Origin of the sequence: Streptomyces sp. NPDC052043 (assembly GCF_044548235.1) — a bacterium.
Lineage (GTDB): Bacteria > Actinomycetota > Actinomycetes > Streptomycetales > Streptomycetaceae > Streptomyces.
The window spans coordinates 42,385-68,348 of sequence record NZ_JBIUBT010000007.1; the positions used below are offsets into that span (position 1 = coordinate 42,385).

21 protein-coding genes are annotated in these 25,964 nt (G+C 70.3%); 10 read left to right on the top strand and 11 right to left on the bottom strand.

Annotation, left to right across the window (positions count from 1 at the left end; translation table 11 throughout):
* The first annotated feature begins 211 nt into the window (after positions 1-211).
* Genes ACIHCX_RS19295 through ACIHCX_RS19305 form a run of 3 tightly spaced genes read left to right on the top strand, consistent with a single transcriptional unit; the run spans position 212 to position 1,907 of the window.
* A complete protein-coding gene (locus tag ACIHCX_RS19295; RefSeq protein ID WP_400030900.1) occupies positions 212-1,156 on the top strand; it encodes a serine/arginine repetitive matrix protein 2 in 945 nt (314 codons plus the stop codon).
* 45 nt (positions 1,157-1,201) lie between these two features.
* Complete coding sequence (locus ACIHCX_RS19300) at positions 1,202-1,510, top strand: hypothetical protein (protein ID WP_400030902.1); 309 nt, start codon at positions 1,202-1,204, stop codon at positions 1,508-1,510.
* A gap of 58 nt (positions 1,511-1,568) precedes the next feature.
* A complete protein-coding gene (locus tag ACIHCX_RS19305; RefSeq protein WP_400030904.1) occupies positions 1,569-1,907 on the top strand; it encodes a hypothetical protein in 339 nt (112 codons plus the stop codon).
* Between the two features lie 66 nt (positions 1,908-1,973).
* Here ACIHCX_RS19305 and ACIHCX_RS19310 read toward each other — a convergent pair whose 3' ends face one another.
* The 8 genes from ACIHCX_RS19310 to ACIHCX_RS19345 form a co-directional block, all read right to left on the bottom strand.
* On the bottom strand, positions 1,974-6,551 hold the full coding sequence (locus tag ACIHCX_RS19310; protein WP_400030906.1) for an FtsK/SpoIIIE domain-containing protein: 4,578 nt from the start codon (positions 6,549-6,551) through the stop codon (positions 1,974-1,976).
* Entirely contained in the window at positions 6,548-7,684 is a 1,137-nt protein-coding gene (locus tag ACIHCX_RS19315; protein WP_400030908.1) for a hypothetical protein, read from the bottom strand. Before ACIHCX_RS19315 ends, ACIHCX_RS19310 begins: the two co-directional genes overlap by 4 nt.
* Positions 7,685-7,733: 49 nt before the next feature.
* The gene (locus tag ACIHCX_RS19320; protein ID WP_400030910.1) at positions 7,734-8,216 is read right to left on the bottom strand and encodes a sigma-70 family RNA polymerase sigma factor; all 483 of its coding nucleotides are present in this window, start codon (positions 8,214-8,216) and stop codon (positions 7,734-7,736) included.
* Positions 8,217-8,771: 555 nt separating this feature from the next.
* The gene (locus tag ACIHCX_RS19325) at positions 8,772-11,096 is read right to left on the bottom strand and encodes a GH92 family glycosyl hydrolase (RefSeq protein ID WP_400030912.1); all 2,325 of its coding nucleotides are present in this window, start codon (positions 11,094-11,096) and stop codon (positions 8,772-8,774) included.
* A gap of 198 nt (positions 11,097-11,294) precedes the next feature.
* Positions 11,295-11,963, bottom strand: coding sequence for a response regulator (locus ACIHCX_RS19330; RefSeq protein WP_400030914.1), 669 nt, complete (start codon positions 11,961-11,963; stop codon positions 11,295-11,297).
* Entirely contained in the window at positions 11,960-13,123 is a 1,164-nt protein-coding gene (locus tag ACIHCX_RS19335) for a sensor histidine kinase (RefSeq protein ID WP_400030916.1), read from the bottom strand. The genes ACIHCX_RS19330 and ACIHCX_RS19335 overlap by 4 nt, the downstream gene beginning before the upstream one ends.
* A gap of 20 nt (positions 13,124-13,143) precedes the next feature.
* Positions 13,144-14,097, bottom strand: coding sequence for an ABC transporter permease (locus ACIHCX_RS19340; protein WP_400030918.1), 954 nt, complete (start codon positions 14,095-14,097; stop codon positions 13,144-13,146).
* Positions 14,078-15,019, bottom strand: a complete 942-nt coding sequence (locus ACIHCX_RS19345) for an ABC transporter ATP-binding protein (protein WP_400030920.1) — start codon at positions 15,017-15,019, stop codon at positions 14,078-14,080. The genes ACIHCX_RS19340 and ACIHCX_RS19345 overlap by 20 nt, the downstream gene beginning before the upstream one ends.
* Positions 15,020-15,220: 201 nt before the next feature.
* Here ACIHCX_RS19345 and ACIHCX_RS19350 point away from each other — a divergent pair, with 201 nt between their 5' ends.
* Complete coding sequence (locus ACIHCX_RS19350; RefSeq protein WP_400030922.1) at positions 15,221-15,655, top strand: VOC family protein; 435 nt, start codon at positions 15,221-15,223, stop codon at positions 15,653-15,655.
* Between the two features lie 183 nt (positions 15,656-15,838).
* Here ACIHCX_RS19350 and ACIHCX_RS19355 read toward each other — a convergent pair whose 3' ends face one another.
* Complete coding sequence (locus ACIHCX_RS19355) at positions 15,839-16,894, bottom strand: LacI family DNA-binding transcriptional regulator (protein ID WP_400030924.1); 1,056 nt, start codon at positions 16,892-16,894, stop codon at positions 15,839-15,841.
* Positions 16,895-17,117: 223 nt separating this feature from the next.
* Here ACIHCX_RS19355 and ACIHCX_RS19360 point away from each other — a divergent pair, with 223 nt between their 5' ends.
* The 5 genes from ACIHCX_RS19360 (at position 17,118) to ACIHCX_RS19380 (ending at position 22,829) form a co-directional block, all read left to right on the top strand.
* Positions 17,118-18,845 carry an ABC transporter substrate-binding protein gene (locus ACIHCX_RS19360; RefSeq protein ID WP_400030926.1) on the top strand — a complete coding sequence of 576 codons (1,728 nt, stop codon included), beginning with the start codon at positions 17,118-17,120 and terminating at the stop codon, positions 18,843-18,845.
* 207 nt (positions 18,846-19,052) lie between these two features.
* Positions 19,053-20,048: an ABC transporter permease gene (locus ACIHCX_RS19365; RefSeq protein WP_400030928.1), complete on the top strand. Its 996-nt coding sequence runs from the start codon at positions 19,053-19,055 to the stop codon at positions 20,046-20,048.
* Positions 20,045-20,992, top strand: coding sequence for an ABC transporter permease (locus ACIHCX_RS19370; RefSeq protein WP_400030930.1), 948 nt, complete (start codon positions 20,045-20,047; stop codon positions 20,990-20,992). Before ACIHCX_RS19365 ends, ACIHCX_RS19370 begins: the two co-directional genes overlap by 4 nt.
* Positions 20,993-20,997: 5 nt before the next feature.
* A complete protein-coding gene (locus ACIHCX_RS19375) occupies positions 20,998-21,939 on the top strand; it encodes an ABC transporter ATP-binding protein (protein WP_400030932.1) in 942 nt (313 codons plus the stop codon).
* Positions 21,939-22,829 carry an ABC transporter ATP-binding protein gene (locus ACIHCX_RS19380; RefSeq protein ID WP_400030934.1) on the top strand — a complete coding sequence of 297 codons (891 nt, stop codon included), beginning with the start codon at positions 21,939-21,941 and terminating at the stop codon, positions 22,827-22,829. The genes ACIHCX_RS19375 and ACIHCX_RS19380 overlap by 1 nt, the downstream gene beginning before the upstream one ends.
* A gap of 209 nt (positions 22,830-23,038) precedes the next feature.
* Here ACIHCX_RS19380 and ACIHCX_RS19385 read toward each other — a convergent pair whose 3' ends face one another.
* Positions 23,039-23,251, bottom strand: coding sequence for a hypothetical protein (locus tag ACIHCX_RS19385; protein WP_400030936.1), 213 nt, complete (start codon positions 23,249-23,251; stop codon positions 23,039-23,041).
* A gap of 428 nt (positions 23,252-23,679) precedes the next feature.
* On the opposite strand from ACIHCX_RS19385, the gene ACIHCX_RS19390 reads away from it, so the two are divergent.
* Complete coding sequence (locus ACIHCX_RS19390; RefSeq protein ID WP_400030938.1) at positions 23,680-25,107, top strand: chitosanase; 1,428 nt, start codon at positions 23,680-23,682, stop codon at positions 25,105-25,107.
* A 93-nt stretch (positions 25,108-25,200) separates the two neighbouring features.
* Here ACIHCX_RS19390 and ACIHCX_RS19395 read toward each other — a convergent pair whose 3' ends face one another.
* Positions 25,201-25,920 carry a GntR family transcriptional regulator gene (locus tag ACIHCX_RS19395; protein ID WP_400030940.1) on the bottom strand — a complete coding sequence of 240 codons (720 nt, stop codon included), beginning with the start codon at positions 25,918-25,920 and terminating at the stop codon, positions 25,201-25,203.
* Between the last annotated feature and the right edge of the window lie 44 nt (positions 25,921-25,964).

A 25,964-nucleotide genomic window follows, 5' to 3' on the forward strand; every position in this document is an offset into this window, starting at 1 on the left:
CAGGGCGGCTGCTGCTCCCTCCACGCACCAGGGCTGCGAAAAGGTTCAACCACGGATCGGAAAGTGGAAGGCGTGACCACTGTGACGAGGTCGACCACGGTGAAGAACCGAGTTCGTTGAACGTTTCGGGGGCCCTGGTGCGTGGAGGGAGCGGAAGGTGAACCGGGGCGGCCCGGCCGGGCGGCCGGGGGAGGACCGAAGAGGAGGAGCGGTGGCCGATTTCTCCATCGACTACTCGGCTCTGCAGACAGTGCAGCAGAAGATGCGTGCCCTCGCGGACGACGCCGACTCGGGAGGGGCGACGGGGGCCTTCAAGGAGATGGGCGAGGCCACCGCCTCCGAGCGCCGGTCGGTGCTGGGCTCCGCCGATCTGTCCTCCGCCTTCAACCTCTTCTACACGCGTTCGAGTTCGCGCACCAACCAGGCCAAGGACGGCCTCCAGCAGCTCGCCGACACCTTCAAGGGCGTCTCCGACACCTTCTTCCAGGCAGACGCCCAACTCGCCTCCTCCGGCGGCCTGATGGGTTCCAAGCTCGGGCTGGACGACTGGAAGAACCAGAAGGCGGCCTACGACCGGTGGGTGTCGGACGACAAGGCGTGGCACGACTACCTGGAGAAGATCGGTGCCACCGACTACTTCGACCAGCACCCCGACGCCCGCATCGGGGACGTGTGCGGCGCCGACAACCCACCCGGCTTCTGCGACGCCTGGCAGAACGACCTGGACAACCAGCAGGTGACCGTACCGGACGACCCGGGCGCCCCGCCGCCCGAGCCCACCGACGACCCGCCGACCTCGTACACGTACGAGGACGACAAGGGCAAGGTCGACGTCAGGCTCGAACTGGACGACCACTACGACGTGATGAAGGAGACGTCCGTCATCACCACCCCGAACGGACAGTCGTACACGTCCGTCACCACCTACGACTCCGCTCCGCACCACATCGATCTGGGCGACAACAAGCGCGTCGACGTGCGCGACTACACGATGGAGACGACCTACGCGGACGGGTCGAAGAGCACCGCCAAGGTGGTGAACGACGACGACGGCTCCGGAACCATGACGATGACCGACAGCGAGGGCAACGTCACGGTCTCCACCCGCTCCGGCCCCGACGCCGACTGGTCCGAACCCGTGGACCGGAACGACTAGGGCGACACCAAGGTTCGGCCCGAGAAGACCAGAAAGGTTCACCCCATGCCCGCCAACATCAGCCTCTCCTACGGCGAGATCGAGCGCGTCTCCAATCTCCTGGACAGCAGCGTCGAGCACACGCTGGTCCCGCGCATGGAGGAGGCGAAGGCCGAGGTGGACACCCTCCTCGAGACCGCCCTCGTCCTCACCGAGGCGAGCCCTGCCCTCCAGACGCAGTACGAGAAGTTCACCGGCTCGCTCAAGGACGCCACCCAGAGCATCAAGGACTACGCGGAACAGTTCCGCCAGATCATGAACTCCATCAAGGACATGGACCACGGCCTCGCCGAGAAGGTCAGGAGCAACGGCTGACCGGGCCACGCACGTACCAGCACACATCCCACCGCAGGGCCGACAGGAGACCCACGAGATGGCCGACAACGCAGACGTCGTAGTCGATTACCACGAGATCGCCCGGGTCGCCACGACCATGGGCCACAAGCTCAGCGACATCTCCCACGAGCTGAACGACCTGGAGACGACCGTGAGCGGTCTGCTCCACGAAGGCCTGGTCTTCGAGAAGGCCAGCCCCGCCCTCCAGGGGGCCTACGACGACTTCAGCAGCCAGTTGAAGACGTCCGCGAAGAACATTCAGGACTACGCGGACAGCTTCAACCAGATCGCCGACTCGCTCGCCGAGTCCGACCAGAAGATCGCCGCCGACGTGCAGAAGGCGCAGGCGGAGAGCAGCGCCAACCAGGACGCCTGAACCACCCGCGCCGAAGGGGCCGCGGGCCTTTGCCCGCGGCCCCTTCGTGCTGTCGTACGTCCGCCGTCAGCCGCCCAGGACCGTGAGCGGGACCTGGACCATGATGGCGGTGCCCCCCTCACTCGCCGTCCAGCCACGGCCGGCCATCAGGGGCGTGCGGACCTGCTCCGCGGACAAGCGGGCACCGATGAGGTCGCCCTCGCTGATGGACTTCGGTCCCAGCAGGATGCCCCGGCGGGAGCGGCGGGCCATGCCCACCCAGCCGAGGGAACTCATCGACTCGGGCAGACCGGCCAGCAGGAGGCCCTGCCCGTGGTCGCGTCCGGAGGTGGCGACCTGACGGAGCACCTTGTCCGCACGGCAGCTCAGCATCAGGTCCGCGTCGTCCACGACCACCACCGACGGCTTCCCGGCCACCGCCTTCAGCGCCTCGGTCACCGTCTCCGCCGAGGGGTCCGGGTCCGTGATCACCTGCGCCAGGTCGTGGGCCGCCAACTGCCGCAGCTGCGAGTCGCGCGGGGTGATGACCACGAGCGCGGTGCCGCCCAGCAGCAACGACACGCACATCGAGGCGAGCGTGGTGCTGCGCCCCGAGCGCGGGGGACCGGCGACCATGAACGACCCACCGCCGGCCGCGAAGTCGTATCCGAGCGGCTCGCCCGCGTCGCCGCCCACGCCGAGCAGCGCCCACAACGGACGTCGCTCGGCCTTCGGCACCTGGTCGATGACGTCCTGGAAGCCGACCAGCGTCGGCAGCTCCTCCACCCTGAACGGCCGCCGGGCCCCCGCCACCTGCGCGTCACGGGCCGTCGCACGGCGGCCGATCTCGCGCAGCGCGTCCGACTGGTCCGCCCCGTCCTGAGCCGGCAGCAATGCGATCTGCGCCTCGATCCCGCTGGGCGCCAGCCAGCCGCGCCCCGGGGGGATGTGGGCCGGCACCTTGCTGCGGCCGAGCCCGGCTACGTTGTAGTCGCTGAGGTCTGCCTGCTTGAGCAGCAGCCGGTTGTCGTTGTGCGCCGCGAGCCGCCCGCCGAGCAGCAGTCGCTCGGAGGTGGCGATGACGTGGATGCCGGCCGCCGCGCCCTCGCGCAGCAGCCGGACCACCTCGGCGTAGACCCGGCCGCCGTCGTAGTCGTCGAGCATCGCGCTGAGTGCGTCCCAGCCGTCGATCAGCACGAGGAGCCGGGCCGGGCGGCGGTCCTTGGGCAGCCTGGACCGCAGGTCGCCCAGGCCCGCGCAGTCGTGCTGCGAGATCAGCCGCTGCCGGCGCGTCAACTCGCCTACCAGCCGGGCGACCAGCCGTTCCAGCCGCTCGGTGTCGTGCCGCGAGACGACCGCCCCGCAGTGCGGCAGCGCCTCCAGCGCGGCCAGGCCGCCGCCGGATGCGTCGATGCCGTAGACGTGCAGGTCGGAGCAGGGGATGACGCGGGCCGCGGAACCGGCGACGGTCCGCAGCACCTGGGTGCGCCCGGACCGCGGTGAGCCGATCACGTACAGGTGCCCGAAGGTGGCGAAGTCGATCGTGCCGAGCCGCTGCTGCTGGAGCCGCGGCTGGTCGAACAGTGCGTACGGGACGAGCGGCAGTGCCCCCGGCGGGACCGGGGGGACGGGCGGCAGGTCCTGTGCGCGGATGGTCTCGGGCAGCGGCGGCAGCCAGGGGCTCGGCTGCGGCACGAAGTCGTCCAGCAGGCCGGCGGCCTGGCCGAGGGCCTCCACCAGGGCGCGCAGATCGGTCAGCGGCTCCTCGGCGGACACCGTCTCCAGCAGGAGGCCCTCGCCCTCCTCCTCCAGTGCGGACAGTTCGGCCGGGCGGCTCAGCCGCTGCCAGGTCAGCTCGATGCCGCGGACGGGCCGAGGGGCCGACTCCTCCCGCGCCGCGCCCGTGCTGCGCTCGGCGCCCACCCAGGCGGTCTGGAACGGGACCGGGGCCCCGGCGCCGCGCCGCAGCAGCGCCCGGCCGGGGCTGGAAGGCGAGATGCTCACCGCGTCAGGGGCGTTGATGATGTCCTGGCTCTCGGACCGGTCGGTGACGCGCAGCGCGATCCGCAGATTGGTGTTGGCGCGGATCTCGTTGCTGACGGAGCCGCCCGGGCGCTGGGTGGCGAGGATCAGATGCAGACCGAGCGACCTGCCCCGCTGGGCGAGGCTGATGAGACCGGGCACGAACTCGGGCAACTCCCGTACCAGGGTGGCGAACTCGTCGATGACCAGAATGAGCCGCGGCAGCGGCGGGAGCTTCGGATCGCGGGCCCGCTTGGCCCGGTACTCGGGGTGGTCCTTGGCCTCGACCTCGGCCAGCACCTGCTCCCGGCGGCGCAGCTCCGCGTCGAGCGAGGCCAGCGCCCGCTGCACCAGGTGCCCGTCCAGGTCGGTGATCATCCCGAGGGTGTGCGGCAGTTCGGCACACTCCCGGAAGGCGCTGCCGCCCTTGTAGTCGACGAGGACGAAGGTCAGTTCGTCGGGCCGGTTGGCCGCGGCCAGCGAGGCGATCACGGTCTGCAGCAGTTCCGACTTGCCGGAACCGGTGGTGCCGCCGATCAGCCCGTGCGGGCCGTCCTTGACCAGGTCGAGCCGGAGGGTCCCCTCGTACCCGGCGCCCAGGGTGAAGACGGTGGAGGCGGGCCGGCGGGCCCACGCGGCGGCCAGGGCCGCCGGGTTCGGCGGCTCCTGTCCGAGCAGCGGCAGCAGCCGTACGTCGGAGGGCAGCCCCGAGTCGCCGTCCATGGTGACGTCCCGCACCGGGGCGAGCGCCCGGGCGACCTCCTCGCACCAGGCGGCGTCCACCAGGTCGGCGCGCACGCCCTCGACCACGGGGACCCCCGAGGACCTCACGGTGAGCCGGCTGCCCTCCGTGGTGACGACCGCCGTGCACTCCTCGGGCAGCAGCCGTTCCCGCTTGTCCACGCACAGGCTGAAGATCCGCACGGACGGGCCCTGGGTGAGCAGTTGCACCATGCCGGGCACGTCGCGCAGTCGCCGGGCGCCGTCCAGCACGACCAGCACATCGGGTTCGTTCAGCAGGGTGTGGCCGAGGGCCGAGGTGCCCTGCGCCGTCGTACGGGCCTGGATGTCGGAGATCAGCTCGTTGACCCGGTGGGCGGTGCTCTCCGGGTCGTTGCCCAGCGCGATCACACTGCCCGGCCGCCCCGGCCGCAGGTGCGGCAGCCAGCGCACCCAACTCCAGGCGTCCGCGTGCTCGTCGCTGGTCAGCACCACGATCCGCAGGTCGCGCGGGCTGTGCAGCACGGCGGCCTGAGCGACGGCCCAGCAGGCCACGGTGCGCGGGGTGTCGCCGGGCCCGGAGACACCGACGACGCCGTGGTCGGCGAGTTCGACGCCGAACGGCACATCGGCCACCCGCCAGTGCACCTGCCGGTGGTTGGCCTCGCGGGCGTGGTCGTCGATCCGCTTGAGGGAAGGCCGGGTGACCGTGCCGAGCCGCAGCGTGAGGTGGTCGGGGTCGCGGCGGCGCCGCTGCCACAGCAGGCTGCCCGGCCCGGTGGCGGTGAGCAGCACGGTGGCCGGGTCGGGGAACGTCACATTGCGCAGGTCGCGTTCGGCCAGCGTGGCGTCCCGCACCTCCAGCTCCAGCGCCGCCCGGCGCAGCCGGTACAGCCGCAGTGACTCTTCCTGCTGCTGCCGGTTGGTGCGCCGGCTCATGACCCAGTTGCTGATCGCCATCATCGGCGTGAAGAAGATGAAGACGGCGAAGTAGAGGGTGCGGAACAGGCTCATCATGACGAGGCCCATGACCAGCGGGGCCATCATCATCAGAAACGGGAAGGGCCGGTTCTTGCGCTCCCCGGGTGGGCCCTGCATGCGGATCGTCTCGGTGTCCAGGTGCGGGGCGATGCGCGGCGGCCGGTTGTACTCGATGGCGAGTCCGTCGGCCGATGCGTTGACGGCCGCGTCCGCCTCGAACGGCGGGGCGAGCCGCAGCAGATGGGCACCGAGCGCGAGGTCCGCGTACGGCGGCCACTCCTCGGAGCCGTCGTCCGGCGGCGGCCGGTGGCCGGGCCGGGGCAGCGGCGGCGGGGTGGGCAGCCCATCGGCACCGGGCGGTGCGGGACGCGGGGTGTGGCCGCCGGGTCCGCCGTCCACGGGGTCGGCCGGTTCCTCGGCGGTGAGAGGGGTGCCCGTCTCGGGGTCGACCGGGGGCGGCGGGGTGAGACTGCGCAGCCCGTGCCGGGCGGGGTCGGTGTCCTCGGGCAGCCGGTAGGTGACCTGCCCGTCGGTGCCCACAGTGATCCACACGCCCCGCTCGGGCGCATCGCCGTCCGCCAGCCGCAGCGCACAGCCGCGGTCGGTACCGATCTCGTGGCTGCCGGGGCCGAGCCGCCAGGACCGCCCGGACCCCGGGCCGCCCACGTGCCGCACCTCGACCAGCACCGGGTCGGTGGACGGCGGCTCCCAGGCCCGAGCGGCGGTGTCCGGGGAAACCGGGGTGTCGAGGCCGAGCAGCGCACCGGTGCGGATGCCACTGGCACCGACCGGCAGGTCGGGGTTGAGGGGGCGCTCGCCCAGGTAGAGGCGCGGGGTGTTCAGGGCCGTGCCGAGGTCGGCGACGGTCGTACCCTCGGGCAGCTCCAGCAGATGGTCCGCCCGGCGGCCGGTGGCGTCGGCGGTGGTGAGGGTGAGTTTCACGTGGCGGTCCGTTTCGGGGCCTGGGCCGGCTCGGCGGTCTGGGTCGGTCGGGCGGGGGCGGCCAGGACCGGGGCGGCGGTCTTCGCCGGGCCGGAGCGGAACACCGGGGCCGACTCCTCGGCCTCCTCGAACAGTTCGTCGGCGCTCTGCCCGGTGGCGGCCTCGGCGACCGGGGCGGGCGGCAGCACCGGCGGCATCTTGTCCAGCACCCGGGCCACGGCCCGGCCCAGCGCGTCGCACCGCGCGAGCAGGGGGGTGCCGATGACGGCGACCCGCCCGTACCGCTCGGTCAACAGGCTGCGGACGTACCCCCGGCCGGGCCCGAGAACGAGGGTCCGCAGGGCGGGGGCGTCCCCGGGCGGGGCGGCCAGCTCCGGCGGCAGCGGGTCGGGCAGCCCGGCGGCGACCAGGACCGGCGCGAGGCCGAGCCGGGGCGGGGTCTTTCGGGCCTCCCGGTAGGCGTCGCGGACCGGGAGGCCCGGGTGCTTGTGGTGCACTCCCTCCGCGACCACGACCAGCTGGTCGGGCAGCCGCATGTCGAGCTGGGCGGCGACGGCCTGGAGCAGTGCGCGGGAGGCGCGCTCGTCACCGGTGACGGAGACCACGGGCGGGCCGACCGCCAAGTCGAGGAAGACGCACCGGCGTTCCGCCCCGTGCTCCATCGCGCCGATGGCGACCACGAGGGGGCGGGCGTCGGCCGCCTCCGGGGTCACCGGGGGCAGCTCCGCGCGCGTCATCGTCCAGGGCTCCGCGTTGTCGGGCCCGGCCAGCAGTACGGTCACTGTGTCGGTGCCGACGAGCGCGGCGTACGGCCGGCCGGGCGCGGCGGCGACGCGAGCGGCGGTCAGGGCCCGTTCGGCGTCGCGCCACACGGCGGGTGTGCTCAGCCGGCGCACGAGCAGCCGCAGCGTGCTGCGGTAGCGCAGCCAGGCGCGCACGGGCTCGGCGAACGCGTGGACGGTGATGGCCAGTTCGCGGCACAGCCGGGCCCAGGCCTTGCGCCAGCCGCCCCAGCGCATGGCCCACATCCGCAGCAGCAGGAAGCAGAGCAGCACGGCACCGGCGATGCCGACCCACCGGAAGATGGCGTCGCTGTGCTGCCGGAACCAGACGAAGGGGTCGATATTTCTCATGGGGGTGTCCTTCGGGCTACCGGCTTCGAGGTGAGGGTTTCGCCGTGTCTCACGCCGCCGGCATCTCCCGCCGCATGGCCTGGAGCGCGTAGTGGTTACGCGACTTGACGGTGCCCTGGGGCACGCCGATGACGCGGGCGGCCTCGGCCCGGGTGCGGTCGCGCAGATGAACGTGGACCAGTACTTCCCGGTGTTCGGGCGACAGCCGGGCCAGGGCCCGCTGGAGGACGTGCCGGTCCACCACGGCGTCGGCAAGGTCGCCGTAGCCCTCCGGTCGACGCAGCATGTCGTCGCCGAGCACGCCGACCGGGACGGCGCGGTCGCGGCGGCGGGCGTCGACGGACAGGTTGTGCGCGACTCGGTAGAGCCATGCGATCAGCCGCTCCTCGTCCTGTCCGTCGAGGTCGGCGGCGGTGAGCCAGGCCCGCAGCAGGGTCTCCTGCACGATGTCCTCGGCGCGGTGCGGGTCGCCTGCGGTGAGTCGGTTGGCGTAGCGCAGCAGACGGGACCGGTGCCGAAGGGCGGGATGCAAAGCCGGAGGTGAAGCTGGTTGAGCGCTGAACATGTTCTGCTCCACGACTGGCTCAGGTCAGGTGGCTTGGGGAAGGGGCTGGGGGAATCTCCGGTGGAGAGGCCCAGGGAGAGGCTATAAACATCGGGCCGTGAGCGCCTCCGTCAATTTTCCACGAAAAGGTCGGCAAAGGGGGACAGAAGCGCCTCGGGCGAACCCCAGAATTTACCGTTCGGATTCCCAGGCGCCGCCCGCGACTTGACCGCCGACCGCGCCGACGGCATCCTCGGCGCGCTCGCGTTACGGGCGTCACGTGCCCCCAGGCGTCTGATGTGTCCTGGCTCGGTGCTCGGTGCTCGGTGCTCGGTGCTCGGTGGGCCCTCACTTCGCGCCACCTGGCCGGCCCCGCCGGAGTGTCGTCCGATGGCCGGCTCGTGCCCCGGCCACGGGCCGGTGACCGGTCGTGGCCGGGGCGCGCGCCAGGTGTTCAGGCGGATCGTCCGCGGGCCGGTCGGCGGGCGCCGGCCGGGGCGTGCGGCTGCGCTGGGCGATGTGATGTCACTTCAGGGTGTGATGTCACTTCAGCGCGGGCGGTGCGGCCTGTGCCGAGGTGCCCCAGGTCGAGGGCCGGGGACCGACCGTGTAGTCGATCGAGCGCAGTCCGCGCAGTGCGCCGGTGGTCAGATAGGTCCGGTCGTAGGCCGATGCGTCGGTGTGGACCGTCTGGATGTAGCGGTTGCCGTCGGAGGTGCCGGGAGCGGCGATCGTCAGGTGTCCGCGCGGGTAGTAGCGCCGGTCCAGCCGCAGGTCGACACGGTCGAAGACCGGCGTGGAAAGGCCCCAGGTGGGGTAGCCGGGCTGGACCGGGAACAGGCCGATGGAGGACAGCACGTTCCAGGCGGACATGGTGCCCAGGTCGTCGTTGCCGGTCATTCCGGTCGGCGTGTCGGTGAACAGGGTCAGCGCGGCGTGCACCACATCGGTCGTCTTCCAGGGCTGCCCCGTCGACAGGTAGGTGTACGGGGCGATGAGGTCGGGTTCGTTCTGCGGGTTGTACTTGTCGGCGTTGTAGTAGTCGTAGGCTCCGTTGACCCACACCTCGCGGGTGGTCTTCACCGGGTCCTTCAGGAGCTGGTCGTAGGCGAAGAAGGCATCGAGGCGGTCGTTGGCGGCCTGCCTGCCGCCGATGAGGTCGGTCATGCCGGGCAGATCCTGCGGTACGAGCCACTGGTACTGCCAGGAGGTGCCCTCGTGGAAGCCGACGCTCTGCGCCGGGTCGGCCGGGCCGGTGAAGGCGCCGGAGGCGTCGCGGGCGCGGAAGAAGCCGGTCGAGGGGTCGAAGACGGTGCGGTAGTTGCGGGAGCGGTCGGCGTACCGGTCGGCGTCCTCCCGGTGGCCGAGCGCGCGGGCCATCTGGGCGAGCATCGCGTCCGACAGGGCGTACTCCAGGGTCGCCGAGGCTCCGTGGTCGTAGTCCGAGTCACCAGGCTTCGCGTGCGGCCGGTTGTCGATGTAGGGGGCGAAGCCCTTTTCGAGGTACTCCTGGTTCGCCTCGCGGCCCACAGCGGGGGAGTCGGCCGGCGGTACCCCGTCGGCGTTCTTCTTCAGTGCCTGGTACGCCCGTTCCTCGTATCCCTTGAGCAGGCCCTGCTGATAGGCGTTGGTCAGGTAGGGGGTGACGGGGTCGCCGGTCATGATGTTGGTCTCGACGGTGCCGTAGCCCCACTTCGGCAGCCAGCCGCTCTCCTCGGCGACCCGGATCACCGAGATGGCCATGTCCCGGGCCTCACCGGGCGCGAGCAGCGCCAGGAACTGCGCCTGGGTGCGGTAGGTGTCCCACAGCGACCAGTTCTGGTAGTAGGTGAAGCCCTGGGTGCGGTGGACGCGCTGGTCCCAGCCGGTGTAGCGGCCGTCGGTGTCGCTGCCCACGTTGGGCGCCAGGAACGAGCGGTACAGCGCCGAGTAGAAGGTGCGGCGTACGGTGGCGTCGCCGCCCTGGACGCGTATGTCGCCGAGCCGGTCCCCCCAGGCCCGCCGGGCCGCCTGCCGCACGGCGTCGAACGAACGGCCGCCCTCGGCGCGCAGGTTGCCTGCCGCGCCGGCCGCGTCGACGTACGACAGCGCGGTCGTCGCCTCGACCGTACGCTTCTTGGTGGTGTCGAAGCGGACGTAGGCGCCGCCGGACCCGGCCGTGGAACCGGCGGTGACCGTGGTGCCGTCCCAGGTGCCGTAGGCGGTGAAGGGTCGGTCGAAACGGGTGATCGTGTAGACCGTGTAGGGCTGGGTGTCCTGGCAGAAGCCCCGGCCGGTGATCGCGGTGCGCACGGTGCGACTGTCCAGGATCTCCACCTTCGTGGACACCGTCCGGTGCAGCGCCTGGCCCGCGTTCAGCAGGACGTTGGCCTTGTCGGTGGCCGGGAAGGTGTAGCGCTGTACCCCGGTGCGGGTGCTCGCCGTCAGCTCGGCCCTGATGCCGGAGGACAGGCCGACCCGGTAGTAGCCGGGGCTCGCCTGCTCGTCGTCGTGGCGGAAGGAGGCCGCGTACTTCGCGTAGTCCGTTTCGGTGACGTCACCGACGGTCGGCAGCACCGGCAGGTCACCGCCGAGCCCGCAGCCGACGCCGGAGAGGTGCACCAGGGAGAAGCCCCGGATGCGGTCCTGGGCGTAGTCGTAGCCGGTGTTGTGGCCGGTGTCCGGCGAGAGCTGCACCATGCCGAAGGGCACGGCCGCGCCGGGAAAGGTGTTGCCTTCGTCCTGCGTGCCGATGAATGGATTGACCAGATCGACGAGGTCGCCCTGCTGGGCGGCTGCCGGGGGCGCGGGTGAGACGAGCGCGGCGAAGATCAGCAGGGCCGCGGCCACCATCGTCCCCGCGGCGCGCAGCTGTCGGGAGCGGTTCATGACGGTATGGCCTCCTCAAGGGTTGGACAACGTTGTCACGAACTCGGTCATTCTTCGTTGTGGTCGTGTACTCGTCAAGAGTTGCCGGTCGGAACAACCCGAGGTCGACCTGGTCGGCGCCGACCGGGAACCCGTGGCGGGCGCCGTGCACCAGCGCCGGTTCTCAGGGCCGTCTTCCGGCGCCTCCCGGTGCGGTGGTCAACGCGGCGGCGGGGTGACCAGCCGCTGTTCGTAGGCGTAGATGACGGCGTGCACGCGGTCGCGCAGGCCGAGTTTGTCCAGGGCGTGGCCCACATGGGTCTTCACCGTCGTCTCGGCGATCGCCAGCGCCCGACCGATCTCGGTGTTGCTCCGGCCCGCGACCAAGAGGTCGAACACCTGGCGCTCGCGTGGCGTCAGCCGGGCGAGTTCGGGCGGAAGGCGTCCAGCCCGTGGCCGTCCCGTGGTGAGCTCCGCGATGAGCCGGGTGGTTATCGCGGGGGAGAGCAGGGCGCCTCCGTCGGCGGCGGCGCGGATACCGAAGAGCAGTTCCTCCGGCGGGGCGTGCTTGAGCAGGAAGCCGCAGGCGCCGGCGTGCAGGGCGTCGAAGACGTACTCGTCGACGTCGTACGTGGTCAGGATGACGACCCGCGGCCCGGCCCCGTCGTTCAGTGCGGCCAGGCGGCGGGTCGCCTCCAGCCCGTCCATAAGCGGCATGCGGATGTCCATCAGCACAACGTCGGGCGCCAACTCTCCCGTCAGGCGGATGGCTTCGCGGCCGTCGGCGGCCTGGCCGACGACGGTCAGATCGGACTGGCTGTCCACCAGCATGGCGAGCCCGGCCCGTACGACCGTCTGGTCATCGACGATCAAGACGGTGACGGTCACGGGATCCCTCCGGGCGAGCCGTAGGGCAACTCCGCGCGAACGGCGAATCCGCCACCGAGCGGCATGGCGGTGGTCAGCCGGCCGCCATGGAGTTCCGCGCGTTCGCGCATCCCGAGCATCCCCCGCCCGCCCGTCGCCGGTGCACGGTGTGGCGTGGGCGGTGGCGTGTTGACGACGGCGATATGGAGTGCCTCCGGCAGGAAGCGCAGGCTGACATCGGCTGTGGACCCAGGCGCGTGCTTGGCGACGTTGGTCAGCGCCTCCTGCACGATCCGGTACGCGGACAATTCGGCGCCGGGAGAGAGCGGACGGGGGTGGCCGGTGACGGCCAACTCGACGGCCGTGCCTGCCGCGCGCGCCGCGGACACCAGGGACGGAACCTCGGCCAGGCAGGGAACCGGCCGGCGGTCGGCCGAGTGAGGGGACTCGCGGCGCAGTGCACCGAGCAGGTGTCCGAGCTCGGTGAGCGCTTCGCGGGCGAGACCCTCGATGCCGGTCAGCACCTCCAGAGCGGCGGCGTTCCGCGATCCGGGCCCGTCGGCGCTCGACATTGCCATGCGTGCGGCTCCGGCCTGTACGGTGATGGCCGACAGTTGGTGCGCCAGCACGTCGTGCAACTCCCTCGCGATGCTCGCGCGTTCGGCGACATGCGCGGCCTCCACCGCTGCCGTGGCCGCACGTCGGCGTGAGGCGGCCGCGTCCCCGGCGAGAACGCCGGCGGTGAGGAGGACGCCGGGCAGGCCAACGGCGGCACGCAGCGGATAGTCGACCGCGGCGGCGAGCGCGGTGAGTGTCGCCGCGGCGAGCAGCGGTCGGGCGTAGCGATGCGGCAGGGCGCTGTAGGCGCCGAAGGCGTATCCGGTCGCCGCGAGGGCCACCAGCGCCGAGACGGGATGCAGGCCCACACCCATGCGGACGGCCAGTGCCGTGCACGCGAGCGCCAACCCGGCGCCCGGCAGCCGGCGGCGCCACAGCGAAGGCACCGACTGCGCCAGGCCCAGGGCCAGAAAACCGCAGACCGCCGCTGCCGAGCCGCCGTGCCCGGGCGGGCGCCATGGCCAAGGCACGTCGGCCAGTGCCCACCCCAGCAGGGTCACGGCGATCATCAAGTCCGCCCGTCTGCGGGCGTCGATCCCCCGTGGGCGGGTCAGCAGCCGCATGGTTCGAGCATACGCCGAGGTCAACCGGTGACATCCGTCCTTGTGAACAGCCGCAGGGAGACCAGCACGCAGACCACCACCAGCGCGCAGACGCCGGCCAGGCCGAAAACGTGGCCGGGTGGGGTGCCGTGGGAACTGAGGAATCTCGACCAGTAGTTGTCGGGCAGGCTGGTGATCGAGGCCTGCCCGGCCGCGAACCCCATCCACCCCTGGACCCACGTCGCTGGTGTCCACTCACCGAGGCCGGGCAGCACCGTGGCGATCAGCATCGCGAGCACCGTCACCATGGTGGCCGCCATGGTGCCGATGGAACCGCGGGTGATCATCCCTGCCAGCAGGCCGATCGCGGCGAACGCCGCCAGGACCAGGAGCGACCGGCCGGCCTGCGAGCCGGCCCATGACGCGGCATGACCCAACGACTGGTGCGGGTCCGGCAGATGGTTCACCCGGCGGATGATCGGCCCACAGATCGCCAGTGCCGCCCAGCACGCGACCACCAGACCAGCCCCTGCGATCCACAGGCTGGCCAGCTTCGCCGCAAGCACCTGCCACCGGTGGCCTCGTTGCGTCAGCAGATTCTTCAGCGTCCGGCCGGACCACTCACCGCCGACGTGGCCGCCGGCCAACAGTGCGATCGCGACCGCCCCGGGGAGTGAAGCCATCAGCCCGGCCGCCTCGGCCCCGGCAGCCACCGGGTCCAGCTGCGCGGCGGTATGGGTGGCCGCAGCGACGAGCCTTGAGCGGGCGGCATCGATCTGCTGCCGTTGCAGGCGCTGTGCCTGATCGCAGGCGGGTCCGGCCGGTAGCCGCAGTTGTGCGCAGGAGGCGACCGGCTGGTCGGCGTCGCCCAGGCCCGCGTGGGCGTTGGAGGCCCCACCGACTGCGAGAACCACGCAGAAGACAGCCATCGTCACCAGCACGGTCCAACTCAACGGCCGGTGCAGCTTCGTCAGTTCAGCGCGCAACAGGCGCATGGCGCCCCCTGTCGTCGTCGGTTCCGGCATCCGGGCCGGGCTTGTCGCCTGTCAGGTCGAGGAAGGCTTCCTCCAGCCCGGAACGCTCCACACGGATCTGGCGCGCCCACACCCCGCCGCGCCCGAGTGCCTCGTTCACCGCCCGACTGTCGGTGCTGTCGACAAGCACCACTTCCGATCCTTCGGTGCGCAGCGTGAAGCGCCCTTCCAGCAGCACGCACGCCCTGTCCTGTTCTGCCGGCGCGAGGTCGACGCGCACCAAGGCACCCGTCAGATCGTCGACGCGGCCCTGTTGGAGCAGGCGGCCCGCCTGCACGACGGCGACCCGGTCGCAGAGCTGCTCCACCTCCGACAACTGGTGGCTGGAAAGGAAGACGGTGGTTCCACTGGCGGCAAGAGACCGCATCGTGGCACGAAACTCCCGGATACCCGCCGGGTCCATTCCGTTCAGCGGCTCGTCCAGTACGACAAGCGACGGCTCCCGCAGGAGCGCCAGCGCCAGCGCGAGGCGTTGCCGCATGCCCTGGGAGTACGTCTTCACCTTGCGGTCGGCCACAATGGCCAGGCCGACCCGCTCCAGGACATCGCCGATCACGCCCGCCCGAGGCAACGGCGGACCGCTCAGTGCGGCCACCTCCAGATTGCGCCGACCGGTCATCCACGGATAGAAGGCGGGCTCTTCGATCATCGACCCGACCCGCGCCAGGCCGTCCGGATCCGGCAGAGGTCGCCCGTTCAGCCACGCCCGGCCGGCGGTTGGCCGGATCAGCCCCAACAGCATCCGCATGGTCGTCGTCTTGCCCGAGCCGTTGGGGCCAAGAAAGCCGAAGACCTGCCCCGCTTCAACTCCCAGGTCCAGCCGGTCGACCGCGACTGTTCTCCCGTACCGCTTGGTGAGCCCTTCACAACGGATGACCTCCATGACACCCCCTCTCGCACCGTGTGCCATGTTCACGTGTCAGACCGTAGGGGCGGGCAAAGGAACGGGTCATCACCGGCGGGACGAGGACGCCCTCATCCATTCGTCGAGATGGCACGACCCGGACACGGTGACTGCCAAGGCGGGCGGACCCGCCGGGGGAAAGAGCGGCAGGGTCCCCTTGGTACGCGGTACGGTGCGCCGATGTCAGCGATCAGGACGTTCCAAGTCACCTTTGACTGCGCAGAACCTGAGCGCCTCGCTCGCTTCTGGTGCGAAGTATTGGGGTACGTCGTACCGCCGCCACCGGAGGGGTTCACCACCTGGGACGATTTCAACCGCACCCTGCCTCCTGAGGAGCAGGGATCGTGGTTCGCCTGCAGTGATCCCTCAGGCGTGGGCCCACGCCTGTACTTCCAGCGCGTCCCCGAAGGCAAGACCGTCAAGAATCGGGTGCATCTCGATGTCCGGGTCGGCACCGGGCTCGTGGGGGAGGAGCGCCTCGCCACGCTCGAAGCCGAGTGTGCACGACTGGTGGCGTTCGGTGCGACCTATGTGCGCACACTGTATGCGGATGAGGAGAACGAGTCGTGCATCCCGATGCTGGACATCGAGGGCAACGAGTTCTGTCTCGACTGAGCACTCTCCGAGCCGGGGAGGTGGGGAGCCACCTCCACCGACACCGTCTCCGAGATCACCTGGTCCGGCGGGAAGATTGCACCGGGCCAGTACGAAGACGTCAACGTCGCCCGCCCGCGGCCTCGGCAGCGCCGGCCTGGTCGTCGGCGTGCTGGGGTTGGCAACTGCTCGTCGGGGCGAGTGTCAGGAGTCGTCCGCCCCGGGCGGCGGCGCCGAGGGGACGCGCACCCGTGCCGTGCTGCCGCGCGGGATGAGCCGGGCCGGGGCGTCTTCGACGCCCTTGGCCCAGCCCTCCTCGATCAGCGTGAGCAGCGTGCGCGCGGCGTGCGTCCCGTACGCGGGGATGTCGCGGTTGAGCGCGGTGAGCGGCGGCCGCACCACCTGCGTCAGCTGTGAGTCGTCCCAGGCGACGAGGGAGAGTTCGCTCGGCACGTCGACGCCCAGCTCCTGGGCGACCGAGAGCCCGGCCACCGCCATGATGTCGTTGTCGAAGACGATCGCCGTGGGGCGCCGCGAGCCGATCAGGAGCCTGCGCACCGCCTGTGCCCCTGCCTCGCCGGAGTAGTCGGTGTGCACCAGAACCGGTTCGTCCAAGCCGAGTTCGGTGCAGATGCGCAGATGAGCCCGGTCGCGCCGCCCGGTGTGGTGGAGCTCGGGAAGGCCCGCGACGCGGGCGATGGAGCGGTGCCCGAGCGCACGGAGGTAGCGCAGCGTCTCACGGAGAGCGGCGGCGTCGTCCGACCACACGGCCGGCAGGTCACCGGCCCCGCTGGGATGTCCGATGGCGACCGCCGGCAGGCCGAGTTCTCCCATCAGCTCGATCCGGGGGTCGTGTGCGCGAAGATCGGTCAGGAAGACGCCGTCCACACGCCCCTCGCCCCACCAGCGGCCGTAGATCTCGATCTCCTGCGCGGGGTCGCCGGCCACCTGAAGGGTCAGGGCCTTGCCCCGAGTGGCCAGTTCGTCCTCCATGCCGCTGATGAGTTCCATGAAGAACGGTTCGGCGCCCAGGACCCGTGCGGGCCGCGACAGCACGAGCCCGACGGCGTCGGCGCGCGCCCGGGTGAGCGCGCGCGCCGCGCTGTTCGGCCGCCAGCCGATCTCACGCGCGATCTTCTTGATCTCCGCCCGGGTGACGGGGGAGACGCCAGGGCGGTCGTTGAGCGCGTAGGACACCGCCCCTTTGGAGACTCCGGCACGCCGTGCGATGTCGGCGATCGTGGGGCGCCGCTTGGTCATGCAACCTCACTTAACCGTTTCGTGACTTGAGGGGCATCCTAGCGCGGACGTCCGTCACCTCGGGATACCCGACCGAGTGCCAAGGGAGCCTGAGATTCCGGGAGTTGAGAGGTGTGGGAGCGCTCCCGCACGTATTGACACGGACTCGGTGCGCATCGAGACTTCGCAGACTTACCCGGTTCAGTTACTCCGCTCAGGGACGGGCGGGGAGGGAGTGACCCCGATGCGTATCCGGGCGCGATGGTTCACCTTGCTGGCCGTCGGCGGGCTCATCGCCACGGCATGTACGAGCGGCGGCTCGTCGACCGACGGCGACAAGGGCGGTGGCACCTCCGGCGGTGGTGCGATGCCTCGCAACGAAACCCTGTACACGACCGGCACCCAATGGGGTCCGCCCGCCAACTACAACCCGCTGCACAACTGGGACCATGCGACGGGTACCAAGGGCCTGGCCTATGAGACCCTGTTCCACTTCGACCCGAACCAGGGCAAGTTGACACCGTGGCTCGCCGAGTCCGGCTCCTGGACCGGCGACAAGACGTACGAGATGAAGCTGCGGTCCGGCATCACGTGGTCGGACGGCAAGCCGATGACCGCCAAGGACGTCGTCTACTCGTACGAGATCGGCAAGATCGAGGCGTCGAGCTTCCACACGCTGTGGGACTGGCTGTCCAAGGCGGAGGCGGTCGACGACAACACCGTTCGCTTCACCTTCAAGCAGGCCCGGTACCAGGAGTGGGACTTCACGCTCTACGGGCAGCCCATCGTGCCCGAGCACGTGTGGAGCAAGCTCTCCGACGAGCAGGTGCTCAACGGTGTCAACGACAAGCCCGTGGTCTCCGGTGCGTACACCCTCAAGAGCCACTCCCAGGACCGGGTGGTCTGGCAGCGGCGCGACGACTGGTGGGGCGTGAAGGCGCTCGACATGAAGCCCGCCCCCAAGTACATCGTCGACATCTCCAACCCCAGCAACGAGGTCGTCATCGGCCAGCTCAACCAGGGCCAACTCGACCTGAGCAACAACTTCCTGCCGGGCGCCGCCTCCATGATCAAGGCCCACAAGGCCGTCTCGTACTACGACCAGGCGCCGTACATGCAGTCGGCCAACACGGCCTGGCTGGTGCCCAACACCACCAAGAAGCCGATGGACGACCCCGCCTTCCGCAAGGCACTCGCGTACTCCGTGGACGTGGACAAGATCGTCAAGGGGGTCTACGGCGACCTGGTCAAGCCCGCGGACCCGACCGGGCTGCTTCCGCAGTGGGACAAGTTCATCGACAAGTCCCTGACGGCGAAGGAGGGTTTCTCCTTCGACACCGCGGAAGCCAAGAAGATCCTGGCGGACGCCGGTTACAAGGACACCGACGGGGACGGCTACGTCGAGAACAAGGACGGCTCGGCGATCAAGCTGAAGCTGCAGGTGCCGACCGGCTGGACCGACTGGATGGAGGCCGCGAAGGTCATCGCCTCCAGTGCGAAGGCCGCGGGCATCCGGATCACCACGGACTTCCCCGACCAGAACGCGCTCAACGACCTGCGCGGGAAGGGGAACTTCGATCTCGTCATCAACAACGAGCGCCAGCTGTCCAACACCCCGTGGACCTACTACGAGTACATGTTCCAGCTGCCGATCCAGAAGCAGCAGAACACGGTCAACTTCGGCCGCTACGAGAACAAGGAAGCCTGGGACCTCGTCCAGCAGCTCGGTGGCGTCAAGACCGATGACGAGGCCGGGATGAACGCGGTCATCTCCAAGATCCAGGACATCCAGCTCAAGGAGATGCCCGTCATCCCGCTCTGGTACAACGGCCTGTGGTCGCAGGCCACCACCGGAGCATGGACCAACTGGCCCTCCGACACGGGCGATTCGCACTACGCGCCCGCCCTGTGGCGCAACTGGCTGGAAATGGGCGGCTTCGAGATGCTGACCAAGCTCAAGCCCGCCAAGTGACCCTTCCGGCCCGGGACCAGTCCCGGATCCATGGCCGTGTGAGGGGCCACGGATCCGGCGGCACCACCCCGGGCCTTTGGGGCGCACCCCGAAAGGAGCACGACCCCCGGTTCGCGACCGCCCCTGACAGCGGTCCCGGACCGGGGGCCGCGCCCCGCCCGAGCCCTCCCTCAGCTTCTGCCGCCGCGCCGATCCGGGAGATCCCCCTTGCTCCGCTACTTCGTCCGAAAACTCGTCGTCTATGTACTGACGTTCGTCGTCGCCGTCACCGTGAACTGGATGATCCCGCGCTTCATGCCGGGCGACCCCGTATCGGCGATGATCTCCCGTGCCCGGGTCTCACAACCCGAGGCGGTGGACGCGATGCGCGGCTACTACAACAACCTGTTCGGCTTCGACCAGCCCGTGTGGCAGCAGTACCTGCACTTCTGGTCGTCACTGGTTCACGGTGACTTCGGCCTGTCCATCTGGGTGTTCCCCAAGCCCGTGAGCGAGGTCATCCTCGACGCACTGCCCTACACCCTGGCCCTGATGATCCCGGCGATCCTGCTCAGCTGGTTCGTCGGCAACTGGCTCGGCGCGCTCGCCGCCCGCCGCAAGATCCTCGACAACACCGTGCTGCCCGCCGGCTATGTGCTGACCGCGATGCCGTACATGTGGATCGCCGTCCTCCTCGCCTGGCTGCTCAGCGCCAAGGCCGGCTGGTTCCCCGTCTCCGGCGGCTACAGCCTCGACATCCAGCCCAGCATGAGCGTCGACTTCCTCCTGGACGCCCTGCACCACTGGGTGCTCCCCTTCCTGTCCCTCTTCCTGGTGGCCCTGGGCGGCTGGGCGATCGGCATGCGCAACATGATCATCTACGAGCTGGAGTCCGACTACTCCTCCTACCTGGCCGCGCTCGGCGCACCCCACCGTCTCATCCGCCGGTACGCCTTCCGCAACGCCGTGCTGCCCCAGATCACCGGACTGGCACTGCAGTTGGGCGTCCTCGTCGCCGGCGCGCTCGTCACCGAGATCGTCTTCAACTACCCGGGCCTGGGCAACCTGATCCTGGCGGCCATCCAGAACCGGGACTTCTTCCTGCTGCAGGGCACGTTCCTGTTCATCGTGATCGGCGTCCTGATCGCCAACTTCCTCATCGACCTCGTCTACGTCGTCGTCGACCCTCGCACCCGTACCGGCATGGCAGGAGGACAGTCGTGAGCACACTGCCCCAGCCGTCGGACACTCCGTCGTCGGAGACGCCGGACCCGGTGGACGAGACCGCCGGCCCCGCCACGGCCGCCGCACCGACACTCACCCCCGGTCGTGAGAGCCTGCACTACGCGGTCCGCAACCCGAAGCTCCTCATCGGGCTCGCCATCGTGCTGATCCTGCTGCTGACCGGAGTGCTGGGACCGCTGTTCCTGGACTCCTCGGACCCCAACGCCTACGTCGGCCCGCAGGCTGCCGCGCCCGACGGCACGTACTGGCTGGGCACGACCACGTTCGGGCAGGACGTCTACGCCCAGTTCGTGTACGGCCTGCGCTCCACCTTCCTCGTCGGTGTGATCGGGGGCGGCATCGCCGCGATCGTCGCGATGCTGGTCGGCTTCCTCGCCGGCTACCGCGGCGGCATCGTCGACGAGATCCTCACCATGCTCACCAACATCGCCCTGGTGATCCCGACCCTGGCCGTCCTGCTCATCGTCAACGCCTACCTGGGCGTGCGCAGCGTCAGTGTGCAGGGGCTGTTCATCGGCCTCACGTCCTGGCCGTGGGCGGCCCGCGCGATCCGGGCGCAGACCTTCAGCCTGCGCTCGCGCGAGTTCGTCGACCTGGCGCGGCTCAGCGGCAGCCGCACCTGGCGGATCATCTTCCGCGAGATCGCGCCGAACATGAGTTCCTACCTGTTCATGATGTTCATCCTGCTGTTCGGCGGCGCCATCCTCGTCGCCTCCTCGCTCGACTTCATAGGCCTCGGCCCCACCGAGGGCGTCTCGCTCGGTCTGATGCTGCAGAGCGCCCACCAGTGGAGCGCCCTCCAACTCGGGATGTGGTGGTGGTTCGTGCCCCCGGGGGTCGGCATCACCGCCGTCGTCGGTGCGCTGTACGTCGCCAACGTGGGTCTGGACGAGGTGTTCAACCCGAAGCTGAGGGAGTCGTAGACCGCATGACCCTGACCGTCAACGACCTCCGCGTCCACTACCGCACGCTGCGCGGCGAGGTCCACGCCCTGGACGGCGTGAGCTTCGGCATCGCCGACGGCGAGATACTCGGCCTGGTCGGCGAGTCCGGCTGCGGCAAGACCACGCTGGGCAAGTCCCTCATCCGCCTCGACGGCCGGATGCGCCACGTCGGCGGCTCCATCACCCTCGACGGCGACGACGTACCCATCGCCGACGACCGGGCGATGAACGCCTTCCGCTTCCGCCGCATCTCCCTCGTGCCGCAGTACTCGATGAGCGCGATGAACCCGACCCGCCGCATCGGCCGGATGATCCGCGAACTGCTCGCCGCGCGCGGCGCCGACGTCGACACCCCCGAACTCCACCGTCGCCTCGGCCTCGTCGGCCTCGAACCCGACATCCTGGAGCGCTATCCGATCGAGCTGTCCGGTGGCATGAAGCAGCGCACCGTCATGGTGATCTCCACACTGCTCGACCCCTCGCTCCTCATCGCCGACGAGGTGACGTCCGCACTCGACGTCTCCAACCAGAAGGCGGTCGCCGCGGCGCTCGTCGGACTGCGCGACAGGGGCCTGGTCACCAGCATGGTGTTCATCACCCATGACCTGGCGCTCACCTCGCACATCGCGGACACCATCATGGTCATGTACGCGGGACTGCTGGCCGAGAAGGCCCCCGCCGAGGTCCTCACCACCCAGCCCCGGCACCCCTACACCCGCCGGCTGCTCGCCGCCCTGCCCCAGGTCGGGGTGCGCCGCTCCGAGGGCCGTCTCACGGGAATCGAGGGCAGCCCGCCCTCCCTGCTCGATCCGCCCACCGGCTGCCGGTTCCGCGACCGCTGCCCGCTGGCCGACGACCAGTGCGCGGCCCAGCCGCCGGTCGTGGAGGTCGCCCCCCGTCACCACGTAGCGTGCTGGAAGGCCTGATGCTGACACTCGACCGCGTCACCAAGACGTTTCGCACGGGGACGTTCTCCGGACAGGGCGTCACCGCCGTCGACCGGGTCTCCTTCGGCATCGCCCCGGGCGAGGTCGTCACCCTGATCGGCGAGAGCGGCAGTGGCAAGTCCACCATCGGCCGCATGATCCTCGGTCTCACCCAGGTCAGTGAGGGGTCGCTGACTCTCGACGGTGAGCCGGTACGCTCCGGCAAGGAGTACCACCGCCGCGTCCAGGGCGTGTTCCAGGACCCGTTCAGCTGCTTCAACCCGGTCTTCAGGGCGGACCGCGTCTTCGCGATGATCAAGGATGCCTACCATCCCCACGTACCGGCCGGTGAATGGCGTACCCGCGTGGAGAAGGTCGTACGCGATGTGCGCCTGGACCCCGCGCAGGTGCTCGGCAAGTACCCGCACCAGCTCAGCGGCGGTCAGCTCCAGAGACTTCTCATCGCCCGCACCCTCCTGCTCGACCTGGAGTTCCTCGTCGCGGACGAGATCACCAGCATGCTGGACGCCTCGACCCGCATCGACGTCCTCAACCTCCTCGGCGACCTGCGCGAGCGCGGTCTCGGGGTCCTCTACATCACCCACGACCTGTCGCTGGGCACCTACCTCGCCGAACGGACGGTCGTCCTGCGCCACGGTCGGGTCGTCGAACGCGGCGCCACGGACAAGGTGTTCGGCGCCCCCCGGCACCCCTACACCCGCAACCTGCTGGCCGCCGTGCCCCGCCTCGGCGCCGACTGGGTCGACGCGGAACCCGTCGAGGTCTGCCTCTACCACGCGTCCGGCGCCACCGGGGACCTGCACGAACTGGAGCCCGACCACCACGTCGCCTGCGCCCGGCTCCCGGAATGCGGAAGGCCCCAGCAGTGATCACCCGGCCGGCGACTGAGCGCAGACGGCGACGTCCCGGTGACGCTGCCCGCCGAGCGAGGGGCGGCGACCGTCCCGGGCTGCGTCCGCACCGACCTGCTCACCGCCGGCCTCGACACGGTCGCCGCGGTCAGCCTCAAGGGCGCGGTCCTCAGCGAGACAGCCAACCAGCACCGCAGCCACCTTCCTGGATTGCGGCTGTCCCGAGGTCAGTGCTCGGTGAGTTCTTCCAGCTGTTGCACGACGCGTTCGATGGGTGCGGTGGCGTCGATCTCGACGGTCGCGGTGGCACGCAGCAGTGGTTCGACGGTGGTCAGGTGGTGCAGAACGGCGTCTCGTTCTTCGGGCCGCTTGCCGTAAGGGTTGTTGGTCCGGGCGGCGATCCGGGCCAGCAGTACCTCGGCCGGTGCGCTCAGCAGCATGCGGGCCGCTGCCGGGCCGGCCCACCGGGGACACCCGCCATCCGCTGACGAGCGAGGTCACCTCACGGATGATCACCGTCCTCGCGGGGCAACTGCTGCCGGCGGACGCGGAGTGCAGCGCAACGGCGTCGTCGTGGATCCTCGTCAGCATGAACATCACGACTGGCGCAGACCACGGTGCCGGAGGCGGCACCGGGTCGACACCGAGCGTTTCCGCAGGCGCCTCCACCGCCACACTCCCGGACGGCCCGTTCACTCGGACGGCAACGGAGAGCGCGAACGGCAGTCCGATCACGTCCCGCTCGTGGCAGATCATCTCCGGGCCGATGGGCGCAGGAACCAGCATCCACACGACCGCTGCCCTCTCCTGGACGCCCGGCTCATCCCCTGCCGACACCGTCGACATCCGCCAACCCGTCTGCCAGGAGATGGCATTCGAACTCACGTCGACCGCGGAGAACAGTACGAAGGACTGGACGACCGCCTACCAGTACATCGAGGACATCGGCGACAAGCGCGGCTACACCGCGGGCGTCGTCGGTTTCGTCTCTTCGTCGGGTGACATGCTGCAACTGGTGCAGCAGTACACGGCGGAGCAGCCGGACAACCCGCTCGCCGCCTACATCCCCGGCCTCCAGCAGTGCTACCGGGTCGGCTACGGCAATGCCGCCTCCCACGCCGCCGGCACCTACCTCGGTACCGCCTTCAAGAACGCCTGGATCCGGGCCGCGAACACGGATTCCGTGTTCCGGAAGGTGCAGCGGGACATGCGGAAGTCCATGTACTGGGACGACTGCCTCGTCCAGGCGTTGGCGGACGGTGTGGGCCCGCTCGGGCTGGCCATCCACTACGACATCCTCGTCAACCACGGCGTCGGCGACGACTCCGAGTCCTACGGCGGGATCGTCGCCGCGGCCCGCGCATCCGCCGGCAAGCCCCCCTCGAAGGGCGGCAGCGAGGCCGCTTACCTGACGAAACTCTGCGACATCCGCGACGACGTGCTGCGCGGCTGGGGCGACTATCAGACCGACGGCCGCTCGGGAATCTTCCGGCCGCTCATCGCCGCGGGCAAGTTCCACCTCACCGGCACGATCACCTGGTCCGTGTACGGCGACAGCTACTCCTTCAACCGGCCGGACCCGCCGGTTGATGCCCGCGTCGGCTCCTACCTGCTGCGCTACTCCACCACCAACGCCATCGGCACGTCGTCGTCGGACATCACCGTCACCGTCAGCGAACCTGAGGGCGGCGACGGCGGCCCCGGCGACCCGTCGCTCATCGCGAACCTCGTGGACACCTTCGACGACAACACGATCAACACCGTGCTGTGGCCCGACAACTACGGCAGCCCCGCGGCAACCGAGCTCGGCGGGCGCGCCCGCCTGCCCTGCGGCCCCGACTACTGCGCCTACCAGTCCGCCGGCATCTACACCCTCGCCGGATCCTCCGCGTTCGTCCGCATGGTCCCGCCGGAAAAGAACGGCGCCGTCTCCGAGGCCTACGCCAGCTTCCAGTTGACGTCGGCAGCAGCACCGGAAGGCACTGCGATCACCATCAGCGTCAACACGGCGACCGGCACCATCCGCTTCTCGAGCAACGTCGACTACTGGGAGAACAACGCCGTCTCCGCCACCTACGACGCGACCACGCACGCCTGGGTCCGCGTCCGCGAGACGGGCGGCACCCTCTACTGGGACACCAGCACCAACGGAATCACCTGGACCAACCGGCGTTCGCTGCCCACCCCCGCATGGGTCACCACGGCCAAGGACATCTCCGTCATCCTCGAAGCCCATCGCGACGCGGGCACCGTGAACTTCGCCGAATTCGACGACCTCAACGTCCCCCAATCCTGACCGGAAGGAACCCTGCCGTGAGGCACCTCTTCGGCGGCAGCCCCGCCGGCTGTGTGGCCGAACGCGTCGGGACGGCGGCGTCCAGCCCCGCGTTCACCGGCCCGCGACGGCGGACAGTGGCTCCTGTCCTTCGGCCGTCGCGCGCGCGGCGAGGATCTGCAGGGCGGCGGCCCGGGTGTTGGCCACATGCCGTCGGGCCAGGTGCGCGGCCGTCTGCGCGTCGCCCGACCGCACGGCGCGGAACAGCTCCTCGTGTTCACCGCACATCAGCGGCCCGTCCCCGGGCTCAGCGGTCAGCCGGAACAGCCGCCGCAGCCGCCCGTCCAGCGGCTGCATGAGGTCCTGGAGCAGCGGATTGCCGGACAGGACGACGATCTCACGGTGGAAGTCGGCATTGAGCGCCGCGAGGTCCCGTGCACGTCCGCGCTCGGCCGCCCGGCGGGCGCGGACGAGCAGCTGCTCCAGCCGGCGCAGGCCCGCCGCGTCGGCGTGGCGGGCGGCGAGGTCCGCGGCGAGCGCCTCGAGGTTTTCGCGCACGTCGAAGAAGTGGGCGGTGTCCTCCACCCCGACCCGGGAGACGATGGTTCCGCGCCGGGGCTGGGTGGTGAGGAAGCCCTCCGTCTCCAGCCGCTGCATGGCTTCGCGCACCGGAACGCGGGAGACCTCGAACTCCGCGGCGAGGTTTCGCTCGACCACCCGCCGGCCGGGTTCGAGTCCGCCCTCGATGATGAGTTCACGAAGCGCCTCGTACACCTGGTCGCGCAGGGACTTGTCCCCGGCTCCGATGCTGGTGTCCCGCGTAGTCTCCGCCATCTCGCGCCTTCTCCTGACCGGTGCCCTGCCGTTCGCCGCTCCAT